Genomic DNA, 18245 nt, shown 5'->3' on the forward strand with positions numbered 1-18245 from the left:
CGGGGTGGTCCCTTCTCATGACGCACGCTCGCCGACGTGCAGGGCGTCCGTCGCGTCGCTCGGGAGGACCTCCCGGCGCGCGCCGTCGCTCGTCATCCACTGGTGGGTCCTGCGCACCAGCCCCTCCTCGAGGGGAGGGTCGAGCGCGGCGAGCAGCTCGGCGGGGCGCAGGGTACGGGGTTGGGTGCCCAGCTCCGCGTGGAGCCGGGTGCCGGACGGTGTCGGGCCGACGACCTCGAGGGCCAGGATCTGGGGCCGCAGGTCGTCGGTGACGACGTTGCCCTTCCGCTCTCGGGTGAGCATCAGGGAGGGCGCCGCCAGCGCCCGATCGACGACCGCGGCAGCCTCGCCGGGGTCGATGTCGATCACGTCGATGAGCCAGGAGCAGCTGGTGACGGCCTGCTGGAGCGACGGTTCGCTCCGGCTCACCTCGCAGGCCGCGGTGACGTCGATGCCCTCGGGGAGGAGGGCGGAGAGCCGACCGGGGAGCGCCACCATGTCATCGGGCAGCGCGTCGAGGTCGATGTCGAGGTACTCGCCGAGGCTCTCGTAGGCCGTGGAGAGGGCGAGACCGAAGGCGAGGCGGGGCCGGGGGGAGAAGCCCTCGGAGTAGGTGACGGGCAGGCCGGCGCGGCGCAGGGCGCGCTCCCACACCCGGGCGAGGTCGCGGTGGCCGAGGAACCGGACCTTGCCGAGCTTGGTGAACCGCACCCGCACGCGGAACGGCACGGGGCGGGTCATCGGGCCCCTGCCCCGACCGGCTTGGTGCCGATGCGGACCGGGACCCCGCCGGTGCTGAGGTCCTGGCCGGTGCCCTGGCTGCCGCCCGCCGGCGGCACGGCCGAGGCGACGACGTGCTCGATGCCGTAGCCGGTGCAGGCGCCGCAGTCGTAGCACGGCGTCCAGCGGCAGTCCGGGAGCCCGACCTCGGCGAGGGCGTCCTGCCACTCCTGCCAGAGGAAGTCGCGGTGGAGCCCGGCGGAGATGTGGTCCCACGGGAGGACCTCGTCCTCGGTGCGGTGCCGGTGGACGTACCAGTCGACCGAGAGGCCGTGGGCCTCCATGGTGTCGACCCAGAGCTGGTGGTCGAAGTGCTCGGACCACTCCTGGAAGGTGCCGCCGCGCCGCCACACGTCCTCGATGACCGGGCCCAGCCGGCGGTCGCCACGGCTGACGATGCCCTCGACGAGGGTGGCCTTCGGATCGTGCCACTTGAGGTTGACGCCCCGGTCCCGCTTGGTGGCGTCGCGCAGGAGGCCGACCTTGCGGGACAGCTCCGGGACGGTGTTCTGGCCGAACCACTGGAACGGCGTGAACGGCTTGGGCACGAAGCCGCCGACCGACACGGTGACCGAGGGGCTCTTGTGGTGGGCCCGGCCGAGCTCGACGCAGTTGCGGGCGAGGTCGGCGATGCCCAGGGTGTCCTCGTCGGTCTCCGACGGCAGACCGGTGAGGAAGTAGAGCTTCATCCGGCGCCAGCCCTGCGAGTAGGCGGACTCGACGGCGCCGTAGAGGTCCTCCTCGCGGATGAGCTTGTTGATGATCTGGCGCATCCGCCAGGTGCCGGCCTCGGGGGCGAACGTGAGCCCGGTGCGGCGGGCCTTCTGGATCTGGGCGGCGACGCCGACGGTGAAGGCGTCGACCCGGAGGCTCGGCAACGAGACCGAGACCTGCCCGCGGTTGGACGGGTCGTCCACGGTGTCGGCGACGACGCGCTCGATGCCGGAGAAGTCGGCGGTGGACAGGGAGGTGAGGGCGACCTCGTCGTAGCCGGTGCGGGCCAGCCCGTCCTGGACCATCTTGCGAACCTGCTCGGCCGGGCGCTCGCGGACCGGGCGGGTGATCATCCCGGCCTGGCAGAAGCGGCAGCCGCGGGTGCAACCGCGGAACACCTCGACGTTGAGGCGGTCGTGGACGACCTCGGTGAGCGGGACGAGCTGGTTCTTCGGGTACGGCCAGTCGGCGAGGTCGGCGATGGTGCGCTTCTCGACGATCTCGGGGACGTCGGGGAAGCGCGGGAACACGCCGACGAGCGACCCGCCGTCGAACTCCGCCTCGTAGAGCGAGGGGACGTACACGCCGGAGATACCGGCGAGGGCCCGCAGCACGTTCTCGCGGGAGCCCTCGGTGCGACCCGAGGCCTTCCACTCGCGCACGACCTCGGTGATCTCGCCGATGACCTCCTCGCCGTCGCCGAGCACGACGATGTCGACGAAGTCGGCGATGGGCTCGGGGTTGTAGGTGCAGTGGCCCCCGACGGCGACGAGCGGGTGCTCGGGGCGTCGGTCGGCCGCCCGGACGGGGACGCCGGCGAGGTCGACGCAGTTGAGGACGTTCGTGTACGTGAGCTCGGCCGACAGGTTGAAGGCGATGACGTCGAAGTCGGCGGCGGGACGGTGGGTGTCGACCGAGAACAGCGGCACGCCGCGGCGGCGCATGAGCTCCTCGAGGTCGGTCCAGGGGGCGTAGGACCGCTCGGCCCAGGCGTCCTCACGCTCGTTGACGATCTCGTAGAGGATCTGGAGGCCCTGGTTCGGGAGCCCGATCTCGTAGGTGTCGGGGTACGACATCAGCCAGCCGACCTGGCCGGGCTGGGGGTTCGGCTGCTGCGACCCGTCCTCGAGGCCGATGTAGCGCGCCGGCTTCTGCACCTTCGGCAGGAGCGGTTCGAGCGCTGTCCACAGGGAACCCATCCCGGTCGATGCTACCCGATGACCCCTCGCTCCCCGTGACGGTCGCCCGGGGACATCGGCCCTGACCTGCGGTTTCTCAGCTGAAGCGCCGCATGTGCACGTTGAGGACGAACCCGGCGAGGATGAACGCCACCAACATCGACGAGCCGCCGTAGGACATGAAGGGCAGGGGGATGCCGGTGACGGGCATGATCCCGAGCGACATGCCGATGTTCTCGAACAGCTGGAACAGGATCATGCAGAAGACGCCCACGCACAGGAGCGTCCCGAACGCATCACGTGACAGCTGGGCGGCCCGCAGGATGCGCCAGAGCAGGAAGCCGTAGAGGGCCAGCACCGAGGCCGCGCCGACGAAGCCCAGCTCCTCCCCGATGGCGGTGAAGATGAAGTCGGTCTGCTGCTCGGGCACGTAGCCGTTGCTCGTCTGGCCGCCCTTCAGCAGGCCCTGCCCGGTGAGACCGCCGCTGGCGATGGCGATCTGGGACTGCTCGGTGTTGTACCGGGCGTCGCGGTCGAGGGCATCGGGGTTGACGAAGTTGGTGAGCCGGGCCTTCTGGTACTCGGCGAGCACGTCGGAGGTGAGGACCACCCCGGTGGCGAGCGACGCTGCGAGCAGGAGGCCGAGCATGACCCGGGCGGGCACGCCGGCGACGAGGAGCACGCCGAGGGTGATGGCGCCGAACACGAGCGCCGTGCCGAGGTCGGGCTGGAGCAGGATGAGCACGACGGGGGGCGCGACGACCCCGAGTCCGGTGAGCGTGCCCCGTAGGTCGGGCGCCCGGTCGGCGAAGAGGGCGGCGAGAACGATCACGGCCGCGATCTTCATGAACTCCGACGGCTGGAGCTGGAAGCCGGCGATCGCGAAGCCGCGCTGGGTGCCCTTGGCCGAGATGCCGAAGAGCATCACGAACACGAGCGACAACATGCCGAGGGCGTAGACGCCGACCCACCACTCCCGCCAGCGGCGGTAGTCGATCATGGCGACGCCGAACATCACCCCGAAGCCGATGACGACGAACATCGCCTGGCGGACCATGAAGAACGTGTCGTTCGTGGTCGTCCGGGGTCCGTGGGTGGCCGCGAGCACCATGACCACGCTGACGACCGAGAGCAGGCCGAGCACGACGATCAGGCTGATGTCGAGGTGGCGCCACGGCGAGCCGGACAGCCGGCTGCGGACGCCGGTGGCCGCAGCCGACCGGCGTTGGGCCCGGACGAGGGGGGCGTCGGTGATCGCCATCAGTCGAAGGAGCCTCCTGCTTCGACCTCGATCTCGGGGACGTCGGAGATCGGGGTGCCGTCGATCTCCCGGAGCGCGATCGGCTCGAGGATGCGACGGGCGATCGGCGCGGCGACGCGGGAGCCGTAGCCGCCTTCCTCGACGACGACGGCGATCGCGTACTCGGGGTCGTGGGCCGGTGCCCAACCGGCGAACAGCGAGTTCGACGCCCGGCCGTAGTTCTGCGCGGTGCCCGTCTTGCCGGCGACGGGGTACTCGGCGTGGGGGTACCCGGCGAAGACGCGGGAGGCCGTGCCCTCCTCGCTCTGCGTCACGCCGACGAGCCCGTCCAGGATCGGGGCCCGGACGCTGCCGTCGAGCTCCAGGTCGCGGATCAGTCGCGGCTCGAACGACTGGAGCACCTCGCCGGAGAGGGGGTCGGTGACCTGGCGCACGATGTTCGGGTTGTGGAGCTGCCCGCCGTTGCCCATGGTGGCGTAGGCGTTGACGAGCTGGAGGGGCGTGACGGCGATCTCGCCCTGGCCGATCGCGAGGTTGACCGAGTCGCCGACGTACCAGTTGCCCTCGGGGTAGGCCTCGGGGTTGTCCTCGTGGCGCTGGGCGCGCACCTCGGCATCGATGAGGAGCCCTCCGGCCTCGTTCGGCAGGGCGAGGCCGGTGCGCTGGCCGAGTCCGAACTGCGCGGCCACGTCCTGGATCGGGCGCGGGCCGTAGGCACTCGGCTGGGCGTGGAACTGGGCGCCGAGCTGGAAGAAGTAGACGTTGCTCGAGATGGTGAGCGCCCGCTGCAGGTTCACCGGGCCGTTGCTGCCCGGGCTCGAGTTCTCGAACGTGCAACGCCCGACGCAGTTGTTGATCGTGTAGCTGCCGGTGTCGTCGATGTGCACGCCGGGCGCTCGGACGCCCATCGTCGCGGCCGCGTACCCGGTGAAGATCTTGAACGTCGAGCCGGGCGCGTACTGGCCGCGGATGGCGCGGTTCGTCATCGGGCTGAAGTGGGGCTCCATCGCGGTGAGCTCCTGGTAGCGCGCGCTGGAGACGCCGCCGATCAGCTCGTTGGGGTCGAAGGTGGGGTACGACGCCATCGCCACGACCTCGCCGGTGTCGGGTTGGGTGACGACGGCGGAGCCGGCAGGGGCGCGGATCGGAAAGTCGTTGGAGGTGCCGCCCGCCTGCTGCGCCCGCACGATCTCGCTGGCCAGGGACTCCTCCGCCACGCGCTGCACGTCGGCGTCGAGCGTGAGCCACACGTCGTCGCCGGGCTGGGGCTCGACCCGGTCGAGGATCGAGACGATGCGGCCCATCGAGTCGACCTCGAAGGTGATCGATCCGGGGACCCCCCGGAGGCGGCCCTCGTACTGCTGCTCGATCCCCATCTTCCCGATGCGGTCGCCCAGCTGGTAGGCCTTCTCGGCGTCGACTCGGGCGGCCAGCTCGTCGGCGTTGATCTCGCCGGTGTACCCGAGGACGTGGGCCGCCAGGCTGCCGTTCGGGTACTGGCGCACGAGGCGCTTCTCGACGCCGACGCCCGGGAGCGACGTCGCCCTCTCGCTCAACGTGATGTAGAGGTCGTCGCCGACGTCGTTCGCCACCACGATCGGCCGGTACGGGTCGCCGGTCCACCCGTCGATCGCCGCCTCGACCTCGTCGATGGTGGTCGGGACGCCGGCGCGGTTCAGCTCGGCCACCAGGTCGGTGAGCACCACCTGCGGGTCGTCGGCGGCCTCGAGCGTCGAGCGGTCGACGGTGACCACGACCGCCTCGCGGTTGTCGGCGAGGACGACGCCGTTGCGGTCGAGGATGCGGCCACGGGGCCCCTCGACGACGATCGTGCGCGTCCGGTTGGAGACGCCGACCGCCTCGTACTCCTCGACCGCCATGACCTGGAGGAACCACAGGCGCGAGAACAGCGCGGTGAACAGCGCCACGGCGACGATGCCGAGGATGCTCAGGCGAAGCGGCTGGGAGTCGTGCATGGCTCGGGCCAGTTCAGCAGATGGAGACGGCGGGTCACCGGCGCGCGTGCACCGGGTCGTGGGGATCGGTGAGCGCCCAGCGCATGGCGGGCTGCATCAGGAGGACGGCGCCGGCGGCCAGGAGCGCCCCCACGACGAGGATGCGCACCACCGGCGCGTCGAGCAGGTGGTCCTGGCCGAGCAGGGTACCGACGAGGACGAACAACGTGGTCGAGCCGATCGCTGCGGCCACGGCGAAGGCGATCGTGCCGATCGGCGTCGAGCGGATGAGGTTCCGTCCCAGCAGCCCGGTGGCGTACCCGGTGACCGTCCACACGAGCGCGGTGAGGCCGAAGGGCGTGGTGACGAAGGCGTCGAAGAGCAGGCCGGCGGCGAAGCCGACCGTCGCTCCCCGCTCCGGTCCACCGAGGAGCCCGGCGGCGACGGGCGCGACGACGAGAGCGTTGCCGGTGACGCCCCAGAGGCGGAGGTCGGCGACGACCGACAGCTGGAGCATCAGGGCGACGAAGAGGACGAGCCCGACCCTCGCCCAGGTCGGCATCGTCATGTCGACGGTGTCCAGAGCAGGACGGTCAGGAAGTTGAGCCGGTCGAGGCGGGCGGCCGGCTCGACGTCGATGCGGCGCGAGAGGACGGGATCGATGTCGGGGAGCACCGAGCCGCCACCCGTCGTGGTGGCGGTGGTGTCGTCCTCGTCGATGTCGCCGACGTCGTCGCCGCCGTCGCTCGGGGCGTCGTCGTCGGGCACGTCGAGCACCCGGCCGATGGGGACGTCCGGTGGGTAGAGGCTCTCGGCGAGTCCGCTCGTCTGGAGGATGTCGCCCGCCGCCACCTCGGTGTCGCCGGAGACGACGAGCTGGGGCGCCTGGCCGGCACCGACCCCCTCGAGGATCGCCTGCTCCTGGGTCGACACGATCCGCACGCCGACGCGCATGCGCGGGTCGTCGAGCAGCAGCACGACGGCCTCGTCGGCGGTCACCTGGTGGACGCGGCCGACGAGGCCGGCGCCGGTGACCACCGCCATCCCCTCCTCGATCCCGTCGTCGCTCCCCTTGTCGATGCGCACCGTGGACTCGAACGAGGTGGCCGGGCCGGCGATGACCCGCGCCGTGACCTGCTCGATGTCGGCGCCGAAGTCGATCTCGGTCTGCTCGAACCAGCGCTCCATGAGCGCCGCCGCCCCCTGGTCTCGCAGGAGCTCGCCCTCGAGCTCGGCGACCCGGGCGTGCAGCTCGGCGTTCTCGTCCTCGAGCTCGCCGTAGTTCGTGATCCCGTTCCAGACGTCGCCGAACGGCGAGAGGACCCACTCCGCGCCGGCGCGGAACGGCGACAGCACCGAGCTCACGACGCCCCGCATCGTGCCGATCGGACCCGCGCCGCGGCTGTCGAGGGTCATGAGGCTGACCGCCGTGAGGACGAGGAGGACGAGGACGAAGCGGGTGCGACCGCCGCGGGGGAACGGGCCCACGTGGAGCGGGGCGGGCTACGACTGGCCGGGCGAGAAGAGGACGCCCTTCTCGAGCGACATGCCGGCACCGAGGGCGACCGCGTAGAGCGGGTCGTGGCAGATCCGGATCGGCATGCCGGTCTCGTTGGCCAGGCGCTGGTCGAGGCCGTTGAGCAGGGCGCCACCGCCGGCGAGGGTGATGCCCTCCTCCATGATGTCGGCGGCGAGCTCGGGCGGCGTCTTGTCGAGGGTGACCTTCACGGCATCCACGATGGCAGCCACGGGCTCCTCGAGGGCCTCGCGCACCTCGCCGGTGGACGTGACGATGGTCTTCGGGAGGCCGGTGACGAGGTCGCGGCCGCGGATCTCGGCGTAGAGCTCCTCGCGGAGCGGCCACGCCGACCCGAGCGCGATCTTCACGTCCTCCGCGGTGCGGTCGCCGAGGGCGATCGAGTACTCCTTCTTGATGTACTGGACGATCGCGCTGTCGAGCTCGTCGCCACCGACGCGCACCGACTGGCTGGCGACGATGCCGCCGAGGGAGATGACGGCGACCTCGGTGGTGCCGCCGCCGATGTCGACGATCATGTTGCCGGCCGGCTCCTGCACCGGCAGCCCTGCGCCGATGGCCGCGGCCATCGGCTCCTCGATGATGTAGGCGGGCTTGCGGGCGCCGGCGTACTCGGCGGCCTCGGTGACGGCCCGCTGCTCGACGCCGGTGATGCCCGACGGCACGGCGATGACCATGCGGGGCTTGGCGAACTTCCGCTGGGAGACCTTCTGCAGGAAGTAGCGGAGCATCTTCTCGCAGATCTCGAAGTCGGCGATCACGCCGTCCTTCAGCGGCCGGATGGCCTGGATGTGGCTCGGCGTGCGGCCGATCATCTTCTTGGCCTCGGCGCCGACGGCGAGCGGGCGCCCGTCGTGGACGTTGACCGCGACCACCGACGGCTCGTTCAGGACGATGCCCTGTCCGCGGACGTACACGAGCGTGTTGGCGGTGCCGAGGTCGACGGCGATGTCGCGACCGACGATCCCCGAGAGCATGTTGTCGGCCATGCGGGAAGCCTCCGCCATCAGCGGGTGTGGGTGGGCGTGTCGAGCGCCCTCACCACGGCCGCCGTGGCGGTCGAGCACTGAGGGCCCCTACTCCGGGGACAAGTGTGGGCCGGATCGTCACGCGAACGCAACCTTCTGCGGACGCGCGTGCCCGAGGTCTCAGGCCAGGCCGGGGAAGAAGATGTCGATCTCGCGCGCCGCGGAGTCGGCCGAATCCGACCCGTGGATGAGGTTCTCGCCCATCTCGGTGGCCAGGTCGCCACGGATGGTGCCGGGAGGGGCCTCGGCCGGGTTCGTGGGGCCCATGAGGGTCCGCACGATCTTCCAGGTGTCGTCGGGGCCCTCCACCACGGCGACGAGGGCCGGCGACCGGCCGATGAAGCTGACGAGCTCGCCGTAGAACGGCTTGCCCTCGTGCTCCGCGTAGTGGCGGCCGGCGGTCTCGGCGTCGATCGTGCGCAGCTCGGCGGCGACGAGCGAGAGGCCCTTGCGCTCGAGGCGGCCGATGATCTCGCCCACCAGGCCGCGTTCGACGGCGTCGGGCTTGCAGATGACGAGCGTGCGGTTCATGCCGCGCACGCTACGCGCGACCGTCGTGACCTGGCGAAACGACGGCCGGCACGAGGTCGCCTAGAAGCCGAGCTCGTCCTCGGCCTCGGCGGCCTCCTTGGCCCTGACCATCGCCTCGGCCGTGCGGGAGTAGGCCGCGCGCACGGCGCCGACCACGTAGATCGAGCCGGCGACGACGACGAGGTCCTCCTCGTCGGCGAGGGCCACGGCCCGGGCCACCGCCTCGACCGGCTCGGGCACGACCTCGACCGAGCAGCCGAGGGACTCCGCGACCCGAGCGACGTCCGCAGCCGGGCGGGCCCGCGGGGAGCCCGGTGGGGTGCACACGACGACGAGGTCGAAGCCCGGCGCCCCGAGCGCCTGGAGCATCTCCTCGGTGTCCTGCTGCGCGAGCAGGCCGACGACGAGGTAGCGCGACCCGACGACGGTGAAGCTCTCGGCCAGCGCCGCGGTGAGGGACTCTGCGCCGTCAGGGTTGTGGGCCGCGTCGAGCAGGACCGACGGGGCGTGCGCCACCGGTTCGAGGCGGCCGGGGACGGTGACGGTGGCGAACGCCCCGGTGACGACGTCCTCGTCGAGCGGGCGGCCGAAGAACCCCTCGACCGCCGTCAGCGCCACGACGGCGTTGTCGCCCTGGTGCGCTCCGTGGAGCGGGAGGAAGAGGTCGGTGTAGCGGCCGCCCGGCGTGCGCAGGTCGAGCAGCCGGCCGCCGACGGCGACCTGGTTGGACTCGACGGCGAAGTCGGCGTCGCGCACCCACATGGTCTCGGCCGGCGCAGCATCGAAGATGTCCCGCAGCTCGGGGTCGGTCTCCCCCAGCACGAACGTGCTGCCGGGCTTCACGATGCCGACCTTCTCCTCGGCGATGGCCCGCCGCCACCCCTCCGAGCGGTCGGTGTGGTCGGCGGCGACCCGGGTGAGCACCGACACCGGGGCGTCGACGACGTTGGTGCAGTCGTAGCGCCCGAGCAGGCCGACCTCGAGGACCGCGACGTCGACGGCCACGTCGGCGAACCAGTGGAACGCCGCGGCGGTGAGGATCTCGAAGTGCGACGGCGGACCGTCGATGATCGGCTCGATGGCCGCCACCGCCGCGATGGCGTCGGCGAGCTCGTCGTCGTCGACCGGCTCGAGGTTGCGGCTCATCCGCTCGTTGATCCGCTCGAGGTGGGGGCTGGTGTAGGTGCCGACGGTGAGCCCGCTCGCCTGGAGCAGCGCGGTGGTCATGCGCGCCACCGAGCCCTTGCCGTTCGTCCCGGTGAGGTGGATGGACGGGTAGGCCCGGTGCGGGTCGCCGAGCACGTGGACGATCGACCGCATCCGGTCGAGCGACGCACCGGTGGGCCGCCCGGCGTTGGCCTCGAGGTTGATGTGGCGGTCCAGCCAGGCCAAGGCCTCGCGGAGGTTCACCGGTGGGAGAGCGCCGGGGTCAGGACGCGGCGCGGCGGGGCCGCTGCTGGCGGGACGAGTCGCCGCGGGGCACGAGCGTGGGGTTCACCTTCTCGAGCACGACCGAGCGGTCGATGACGCAGCGCTCGATGTCGTCGCGGCTCGGGAGGTCGTACATCACGTTGAGCAGGACCTCCTCGAGGATGGCCCGCAGACCACGCGCGCCGGTGCCCCGGAGCAGGGCCTGGTCGGCGACGGCCTCGAGGGCGTCCTGGGTGAACTCCAGCTCGACGTCCTCGAGCTCGAAGAACCGCTGGTACTGCTTGATCAGCGCGTTCTTGGGCTCGTTGAGGATGCGGATGAGCGCCTCCTGGTCGAGGTTCTCGACCGGGCCGATGACGGGCAAGCGGCCGACGAACTCCGGGATGAGGCCGAACTTGAGCAGGTCCTCGGGGAGGACCTGGGCGACCATCTCGCCGAGGTCGGCGTCGGTGCGACTGCGCAGCTCGGCGCCGAAGCCGACGCCCTTCTTGCCGATGCGGGACTCGATGATCTTCTCGATGCCGGCGAACGCCCCGCCGCAGATGAACAGGATGTTCGTGGTGTCGATCTGGATGAACTCCTGGTGGGGGTGCTTGCGGCCCCCCTGGGGCGGCACCGACGCGGTGGTGCCCTCCAGGATCTTCAGCAGCGCCTGCTGCACGCCCTCGCCCGACACGTCGCGGGTGATCGACGGGTTCTCGCTCTTGCGGGCGATCTTGTCGATCTCGTCGATGTAGATGATGCCGGTCTCGGCCCGCTTCACGTCGTAGTCGGCGGCCTGGATCAGCTTGAGCAGGATGTTCTCGACGTCCTCGCCCACGTAGCCGGCCTCGGTGAGGGCGGTGGCGTCCGCGATGGCGAAGGGCACGTTGAGCATGCGGGCGAGCGTGCGAGCCATCTCGGTCTTGCCGCAGCCGGTGGGCCCGATGAGCATGATGTTCGACTTGGCGAGCTCGACGTCGCCGTCGCGGCCGCCCGAGTGCTGCACCCGCTTGTAGTGGTTGTAGACCGCGACCGAGAGGATCTTCTTCGCCAGCTCCTGGCCGACGATGTAGTCGTTCAGGAACTCGAAGATCTCACGGGGCTTCGGCAGCTGGTCGAACTGGAGGTCGGTGCCCTCGGACAGCTCCTCCTCGATGATCTCGTTGCAGAGGTCGATGCACTCGTCGCAGATGTAGACGCCCGGACCCGCGATGAGCTTCTTCACCTGCTTCTGCGACTTGCCGCAGAACGAGCACTTCAGGAGCTCGCCTCCGTCTCCGAACTTCGCCACCTCGTCACATCCCCCGGTGTCTGGGCCGTCGCTACGCGCTCGCGGCGCGGATCGGGCCAGTGTTGTCGACCACCGCGCGCGGCGTGAGGATCTCGTCGATGATGCCGTACTCCTTGGCCTGCTCGGCGGTCATCACGAAGTCGCGGTCGGTGTCGGTCTGGATCTTCTCGATCGGCTGGCCGGTGTGCCGCGAGAGGACGTCCTCCAGCGCGGACTTCAGCCGCATGATCTCCTTGGCGGCGAGCTCGACGTCGGACGCCTGGCCCTGGGCCCCGGAGTACGGCTGGTGGATGATCACCCGCGAGTGGGGCAGCGCCAGTCGCTTGCCGCTGGTGCCCGCGGCGAGCAGCACGGCGGCCGCCGACGCCGCCTGGCCGAGGCAGATCGTGTTGATGTCCGGCCGGATGTAGCTCATCGTGTCGTAGATGGCGAACATCGCGTTGATGTCGCCGCCCGGCGAGTTGATGTAGATGTTGATGTCCTTCTCGGGGTTCTCCGACTCCAGGTGGATGAGCTCCGCGCAGACGACGTTGGCCACGTCGTCGGTGATCGGGAACCCGAGGAAGATGATGTTCTCCCGCAGCAGCCGTCCGAACAGGCTGGAGCTGCGCTCGCCCCGGTTGGTCTGCTCCCAGATCTCCGGGTTCGGGATGTAGGTCACTGGTCGGTCGCTCCCTCGGTGTCGTCCTCGTCCGGGGTGTCCTCGGCGGCGGTCTGCTCGGCCTCGTCGGCCGCCTCGGCGGCGGCGATCAGGTCGGCACGGTCGATGCTGTTGCCCTGTGGATCGGTGATGGCGACACGCTCGATGAGCCAATCGAGCGCCTTCTGCTTGCGCAGATCCGAGCGTACCTCCGGCAGTTGCCCACTGCGCTCGAACTCCTCGCGCACCCGCTCCACGGTCTCCCCGACCCGCTCGGCCAGACGCTCGAGCTCCTCGTCGACCTCCGACTCGTCGACGTCGATGCCCTCGGCGGCGGCGACGGCGCGCAGGGCGAGGTCGACGAGGACCGCCTGGGTGGCGCCCTCGCGGAGGGTCTCGACGAACTGGGCCTGGGGCTGGCCGGTCATGGCGAGGAACTGCTCGAGCTGGAGGCCCTGGGCCTGCAGGCTCATCGAGAGGTTCTGGAGCTGCTGCTGCATCTCGCTCGACACCATCGGCTGCGGCGCCTCGATCTCGACGAGGGCGGCGAGCGCCTCGGCCGTGGCGTTGCGCAGCGCGCTCTCGGCCTGCGCGGCGCGAGACCGCTCGAGGCGGGCCCGCAGGTCGGCGCGCAGCTCCTCGACGGTGGAGAACTCCGACGCCTCGGCCGCCCACTCGTCGGTGAGCTCGGGCAGGACCTTCTCCTGCACCTCGACGACGTCGACGACGAAGTCGATCGGGCCGTGCGGCGGGTGGCCGTGCTCGTCGAGCTCGTCCTCGTCGTGGGTGTGGTCGTCGCCGGAGAACTCGAGGTGGTCGCCGGCGGAGGCGCCCCGCAGGTTCTCGTCGAGCTCTGCCACGACCTGGCCGAGGCCGACCTCGTAGGAGTAGCCGGCGGCGGAGAGGCCCTCGATGGGCTCTCCGTCGCGAGAGCCCTCGATGTCGATGCGCACGACGTCGCCGTCGGCGGCAGGCCGCTCGACCGCCACGAGCTCGGCGTACTGGTTGCGCAGCCGGTCGACCTGCTCGTCGAGCTCCTCGTCGGACACGGTCGGCGACGGCAGCTCGACGTCGAGGGACTCGTAGCCCGAGATCTCGATCGTGGGCCGGACCTCGACGACGGCGTCGAAGGTGACGGGGCCGGTCTCCTCGCCCGAGGTGATCTCGATCTCCGGGGCGGCGATGACGTCGACCTCGTGCTCGACGACGGCGTCGGAGTAGAAGGACGGCAGCGACTCGCGCAGCGCCTCCTCGCGTGCGACGCCCTTGCCCAAGCGGGCCTCGAGCAGCTTCCGGGGCGCCTTGCCCGGACGGAAGCCCGGCAGGCGGACCTCCTGGGCGATGCGGCGGAAGGCGGCGTCGAGCGCGGGCTCGAACTCTGACTCGTCGACCTCGATGGAGAGGCGGACCTTGTTCCCCTCGAGGGGTTCGACCGTCGTTTTCACAGTCCGGCGAGTGTACCGGTCGCCCCGGGGGGTCCCGCGCGGACGGTCCCTCCGCGGCGTGGCGCTAGCATCTCCCGGTCGGACCACGGGGAGTGGCGCAGTCAGGCAGCGCACCTGCTTTGGGAGCAGGGGGTCGGGAGTTCAAATCTCCCCTCCCCGACCACGGCGCCGGTCCTCGGACCGGCCACCCGCGGGTGTAGTTCAATGGCTAGAACCTCAGCCTTCCAAGCTGATGATGCGGGTTCGATTCCCGTCACCCGCTCCAACCACGACCACGGGAACCGGGGGGAACCAGTGAGCAGCTCGGCGGACGCCGTCACCACGGCGGGCAGGGTGCAGGGCGAGGCGCTCGACGGCGTCGTCGTCTTCAGGGGCGTGCCGTACGCGGCACCGCCGATCGGGCCGAACCGGTTCCGGCCGCCGCAGCCCCTCGAGGCGTGGGACGGGGTGCGCGAGGCGCTCACGCTGCCGCCGTCGTGCCCGCAACCGTCGCAGCGTCCTCCCGGCTGGCCCCAGGAGCACGCGCAGGACGAGGACTGCCTCCACCTCAACGTGTGGACACCCGGCGTCGACGACGGCCGCCGACCGGTCATGGTCTGGTTCCACGGCGGCGGCTACGCCATCGGCTCCGGCTCGTGGCCGCTCTACGACGGCACGAACCTCGCCCGCCGGGGCGACGTCGTCGTCGTCACGGTCAACCACCGGCTCGGGCCCCTCGGCTACCTGCACCTCGACGGGCTCGCGGGCGACCGGCTCACGGGCGACGAGGCGAGCGTGTCCGGCAACGCCGGCATGCTCGACCTCGTCGCCGCGCTCGAGTGGGTCCGCGACAACGCCGTGGCGTTCGGCGGCGACCCCGGCAACGTCACGATCATGGGCGAGTCCGGTGGCGGCGCGAAGGTCGCGACGCTGCTCGCGATGCCGACCGCCGCCGGTCTGTTCCACAGGGCGACGATCCAGAGCGGCCCGGCCCTCCGGGTCACGAAGCCCGAGCGGGCCCGGGCCGCCGCGGTCGAGCTCGTCGACGCCCTCGGCGCCGCCGACGACCCGTCCCGGCTGTGGAGCGCTTCGGTCGAGGAGATCCTCGCGGCGAGCGCGTCCACGTCCGCGGGCCGCATGGGCTTCAGCCCCGTGCTCGACGGCACGGTCATCCCCGCCCACCCGGGCGACGCGCTGGTGCGGGGGACGGCCAACGACGTCCCGGTCATCGTCGGCTGCAACCGCGACGAGAGCGCGGGCACCCTCCCTGCCGAGCTGGCCGAGGAGGACCTCCCGGACCGCCTCCGGTCGCAGGCGGGCGTCGCCGAGGACCACCTCGACGACGTGCTCACCACCTACCGCGCCGCCCACCCCGGGGCCACGCCGCTCGACGTCCTCTCGTTCGTGCTCACCGACCAGCGCATGCGCGCGGGGTCGATCCAGCTCGCCGAGGCCAAGGCCAAGGGCACGTCCACGCCGGTGTGGCAGTACTTCTTCACCTACGCCCTCGCGGGCCGCGCCGGGCACGGCTACGAGATCGCCTTCATGTTCGACAACCTCGGCGTCGGCGGCACGCCCCCTTCGGCGGAGCGCCAGCGCCTCGCCGACGCGATGTGCGACGCCTGGATCGCGTTCGCCCGCACCGGCGACCCGAACCACGACGGCCTCGCCGAGTGGCCCCCGTTCGTGCCGCCCGAGCGGACGACCATGATCTTCGGTCGCGGCGCCTCCGCCGCGGTCGACGACCCCGACGCCGCCACCCGGGAGCTCTGGGAGCGGGTCGCCGTGGCCCGGCGAGCCTCTCGCCGCTGACGGTTCGCACCGCAGGGCACCGCGACCGATGATGGCGGGATGGTCTCGGAGATCTTCGACCCCGAGGTGTGGTCCCCCGTCGAGGGATTCGCCTTCACCGACATCACCTACCACCGGGCGCGCGCCCACGGGACGGTGCGCATCGCCTTCGATCGGCCCGAGGTGCGCAACGCCTTCCGGCCGCACACGGTCGACGAGCTCTACACCGCGCTCGACCACGCCCGGCAGACGCCCGACGTCGGCTGCGTCCTCCTCACCGGCAACGGACCCTCGCCGAAGGACGGCGGCTGGGCGTTCTGCTCCGGTGGCGACCAGCGGGTCCGGGGCAAGGCCGGGTACCAGTACACCGACGACGATCCGGCGCCGAACCGGGCGTCGGCCGGGCGGCTCCACATCCTCGAGGTCCAGCGCCTCATCCGGTTCATGCCGAAGGTGGTCGTCTGCGTCGTCCCCGGGTGGGCCGCCGGCGGAGGCCACAGCCTCCACGTGGTCGCCGACCTCACGTTGGCGAGCGAGGAGCACGCCCGCTTCAAGCAGACCGACGCCGACGTCGCGAGCTTCGACGGCGGCTTCGGCTCGGCGTACCTCGCCCGCCAGGTCGGCCAGAAGTTCGCACGCGAGATCTTCTTCCTCGGCGACGAGTACTCCGCCGCCGATGCCCATCGGATGGGGATGGTGAACGCCGTCGTGCCCCACGCCGAGCTGGAGGCGACGGCGCTCGAGTGGGCGCGGAAGATCAACGGCAAGAGCCCGCAGGCCCAGCGGATGCTGAAGTTCGCGTTCAACCTGATCGACGACGGTCTCGTCGGCCAGCAGGTCTTCGCCGGCGAGGCGACCCGGCTCGCCTACATGACCGACGAGGCGGCGGAGGGGCGCGACGCGTTCCTCGAGAAGCGCGACCCGGACTGGTCGTCGTACCCCTGGCACTACTGAGCGACCGCGGCCGATGACGGCGCCGACCGTCCTCGCCGTCGAGAGCGTCGAGGCGGCGCTCGAGTGGTGGGGCGACGCGCTCGGCTTCACGACGTCGTTCGTCCACCGGTCCCCCGCTGCGCCCGGCGTCCTCAACTACGCGGTGGTCAGCCGTGACGACGTCGAGGTCCACCTGGCCCGCCGGCGCGAGCTCACCGACCGCCGGCGCGCCGAGCTGACCATCGTCGTCGCCGACCTCGACGCGCTCACCGGCGAGCTGGCGTCGCGCGGGGTCGGGGCGTCACGCCGGCACGACGGCGCCCTCGTGGTCCACGACCCGTCCGGCAACCGCCTGCTCTTCCGGGACCCCGACGACCTCAACCCACCCCGTTGAGCGTGTCGGCCGCCCCGACGACATCGCCGAGGCTGTAGAAGTTCACTGCGAGGAAGTCGGGGAGCTGCCCGCGCTCCGCTGCGCAGCGTCGGGCCCTGTCGACCAGGACGTCGTGGGCGTTGACCTCGAGCGCGTCGGCTCGGTCGGGGGCGACCCGCTGCACCCAGTGGTTCAGCAGGAACAGGGACGCGTCGTCCGGTCCGCGGTTGGGCTCACAGGTGAAGGCGTCGGGCCGAAGGACGGTGAACGGCGTCTCCTGCATCTCGTCGAAGGCGTGGAGGTACCAGGCCGGGGGCGGGCCCTCCACCTCGGCGACGACGACGAGCCGCTCGCCGTCGTCGATCATCTCGCCGAGCGTCGGCCACCCCGCACCCGAGGGCTCGTAGAGGTAGCTCTCGAGTCGCGCCTCCGCGAACGCCGCCTCGGTCTCCTCGACGCTGATCGCGTCCTGGATCACGAGCGTGACCACGTCGTCGGGGTTGGCGTCGAGGAAGGCGCGCACGTCGTCGAGCGCGTCGACGAAGGGCATGCCGCCGAAGGCGCAGTGGTTGTGGCAGAGGAACGTGCCCGGCCGCTCCTCGGCGAAGGGCCGGACGAGCGGCCAGAGGGCGTCGGCCACGGCGTCCGACGTCCCCGGCGCCCGCCGCTGGAGGTCGTCCGCCGACACCATCGCCGTCCAGTGGTGCGTGTCGATCAGGAGGGCGCGGATGCCGGCGTCGAGCTGCGCCGCGATGTCGCCGTCGTGCTCGGGCCAGATCTCGACGACGTCGGGGCTCGACATCGAGTTGTGGGTGGCGGGCTGGACCACCTCATCGTACGGCCGGTCGCAGAGCTCGACGTGGCCGTTGCAGGCCCGCTCCGGGTCGGCCTCCGTGGGAGCACCGACGACGAGACCGGCGCCGAGCACGATCGCCACGGCGACGGCACCGCCGACGAGCGGGCGAGAGCCGACCGCCGGCACGCGGCGGGCGAGCGCCGGCAGACGCCGGGCGAGGCGTGGGAGCGCGGGCACCACGATCAGGGCGAGTCCGGCCACGAGAGGGACAGCAGCGCGCCAGAGCACCTCCTGCCGCAGGGCCGACCCGAGCTCGGACTGCACGTCGGCGAGGAGGTCACCGATGCCGACCGGGAGGTCCCACGTGCCCGGCCCCGTCCCGGTCGCCCGGTCGAGCGGCTCGTCGATGCGACGGCCGAGGATCCACCACAGGCCGGCGGTCAGAAGGCCCGCGGCGACGAGCGCGCCACCGAGCAGCTGGCTCCCGCCCACCAGGTCTCGACGGTGCCGCCACAGCAGCGCCCCGCCGGCGGCCAGGCCGACGAGCAGCGCGACGACCGTCACCCACGGGTCGGCCACGGCGGCGACCCGCCGCGCATC

General features: G+C 71.6%; 16 protein-coding genes and 2 tRNA genes. 5 read left to right on the forward strand and 13 right to left on the reverse strand.

Annotated elements, in window-relative coordinates; translation table 11 throughout:
* Window positions 1–15: 15 nt before the first annotated feature.
* The 12 genes from GH723_RS11680 to tig all read right to left on the reverse strand — a co-directional run bounded on the left by GH723_RS11680 (window position 16) and on the right by tig (window position 13773).
* Window positions 16–741 (reverse strand): TIGR03936 family radical SAM-associated protein, encoded by a 726-nt coding sequence (locus GH723_RS11680; RefSeq protein WP_153759809.1) that lies wholly within the window; start codon window positions 739–741, stop codon window positions 16–18.
* Window positions 738–2693, reverse strand: coding sequence for a TIGR03960 family B12-binding radical SAM protein (locus GH723_RS11685; protein WP_153759810.1), 1956 nt, complete (start codon window positions 2691–2693; stop codon window positions 738–740). The genes GH723_RS11680 and GH723_RS11685 overlap by 4 nt, the downstream gene beginning before the upstream one ends.
* Window positions 2694–2769: 76 nt before the next feature.
* Entirely contained in the window at window positions 2770–3933 is a 1164-nt protein-coding gene (gene rodA, locus GH723_RS11690) for a rod shape-determining protein RodA (RefSeq protein ID WP_153759811.1), read from the reverse strand.
* Window positions 3933–5909, reverse strand: coding sequence for a penicillin-binding protein 2 (gene mrdA / locus GH723_RS11695; protein WP_153759812.1), 1977 nt, complete (start codon window positions 5907–5909; stop codon window positions 3933–3935). Before mrdA ends, rodA begins: the two co-directional genes overlap by 1 nt.
* A 34-nt stretch (window positions 5910–5943) precedes the next feature.
* Entirely contained in the window at window positions 5944–6456 is a 513-nt protein-coding gene (gene mreD / locus GH723_RS11700) for a rod shape-determining protein MreD (RefSeq protein ID WP_153759813.1), read from the reverse strand.
* A complete protein-coding gene (gene mreC, locus GH723_RS11705) occupies window positions 6453–7376 on the reverse strand; it encodes a rod shape-determining protein MreC (protein WP_153759814.1) in 924 nt (307 codons plus the stop codon). The genes mreD and mreC overlap by 4 nt, the downstream gene beginning before the upstream one ends.
* 15 nt (window positions 7377–7391) lie before the next feature.
* Window positions 7392–8414, reverse strand: a complete 1023-nt coding sequence (mreB, locus tag GH723_RS11710; RefSeq protein WP_153759815.1) for a rod shape-determining protein — start codon at window positions 8412–8414, stop codon at window positions 7392–7394.
* A gap of 159 nt (window positions 8415–8573) precedes the next feature.
* Window positions 8574–8984, reverse strand: coding sequence for a nucleoside-diphosphate kinase (gene ndk / locus GH723_RS11715; RefSeq protein WP_153759816.1), 411 nt, complete (start codon window positions 8982–8984; stop codon window positions 8574–8576).
* Window positions 8985–9044: 60 nt separating this feature from the next.
* Window positions 9045–10376 carry a bifunctional folylpolyglutamate synthase/dihydrofolate synthase gene (locus tag GH723_RS11720; RefSeq protein ID WP_153759817.1) on the reverse strand — a complete coding sequence of 444 codons (1332 nt, stop codon included), beginning with the start codon at window positions 10374–10376 and terminating at the stop codon, window positions 9045–9047.
* A gap of 37 nt (window positions 10377–10413) precedes the next feature.
* Window positions 10414–11688, reverse strand: a complete 1275-nt coding sequence (gene clpX / locus GH723_RS11725) for an ATP-dependent Clp protease ATP-binding subunit ClpX (protein WP_153759818.1) — start codon at window positions 11686–11688, stop codon at window positions 10414–10416.
* Window positions 11689–11719: 31 nt separating this feature from the next.
* The gene (locus GH723_RS11730) at window positions 11720–12349 is read right to left on the reverse strand and encodes an ATP-dependent Clp protease proteolytic subunit (RefSeq protein ID WP_153759819.1); all 630 of its coding nucleotides are present in this window, start codon (window positions 12347–12349) and stop codon (window positions 11720–11722) included.
* Entirely contained in the window at window positions 12346–13773 is a 1428-nt protein-coding gene (gene tig / locus GH723_RS11735; protein WP_195210266.1) for a trigger factor, read from the reverse strand. Before tig ends, GH723_RS11730 begins: the two co-directional genes overlap by 4 nt.
* Window positions 13774–13859: 86 nt before the next feature.
* Between tig and GH723_RS11740 the strand changes: the two genes are divergently transcribed.
* The 5 genes from GH723_RS11740 to GH723_RS11760 all read left to right on the forward strand — a co-directional run bounded on the left by GH723_RS11740 (window position 13860) and on the right by GH723_RS11760 (window position 16870).
* Window positions 13860–13936: transfer RNA gene (locus GH723_RS11740), tRNA-Pro, on the forward strand.
* A 27-nt stretch (window positions 13937–13963) separates the two neighbouring features.
* Window positions 13964–14038, forward strand: a tRNA-Gly gene (locus GH723_RS11745).
* 29 nt (window positions 14039–14067) lie between these two features.
* A complete protein-coding gene (locus GH723_RS11750; RefSeq protein ID WP_195210267.1) occupies window positions 14068–15564 on the forward strand; it encodes a carboxylesterase/lipase family protein in 1497 nt (498 codons plus the stop codon).
* A 39-nt stretch (window positions 15565–15603) separates the two neighbouring features.
* Window positions 15604–16497: a 1,4-dihydroxy-2-naphthoyl-CoA synthase gene (locus GH723_RS11755; protein ID WP_153759822.1), complete on the forward strand. Its 894-nt coding sequence runs from the start codon at window positions 15604–15606 to the stop codon at window positions 16495–16497.
* A 13-nt stretch (window positions 16498–16510) separates the two neighbouring features.
* A complete protein-coding gene (locus tag GH723_RS11760) occupies window positions 16511–16870 on the forward strand; it encodes a VOC family protein (RefSeq protein WP_153759823.1) in 360 nt (119 codons plus the stop codon).
* Here the strand turns inward: GH723_RS11760 and GH723_RS11765 are convergent.
* Window positions 16854–18224 (reverse strand): PI-PLC domain-containing protein, encoded by a 1371-nt coding sequence (locus tag GH723_RS11765; protein ID WP_153759824.1) that lies wholly within the window; start codon window positions 18222–18224, stop codon window positions 16854–16856. The genes GH723_RS11760 and GH723_RS11765 overlap by 17 nt on opposite strands.
* Window positions 18225–18245: the final 21 nt, after the last annotated feature.

Origin of the sequence: Actinomarinicola tropica (assembly GCF_009650215.1) — a bacterium.
In the GTDB taxonomy this organism is placed as follows: Bacteria; Actinomycetota; Acidimicrobiia; order Acidimicrobiales; family SKKL01; genus Actinomarinicola; species Actinomarinicola tropica.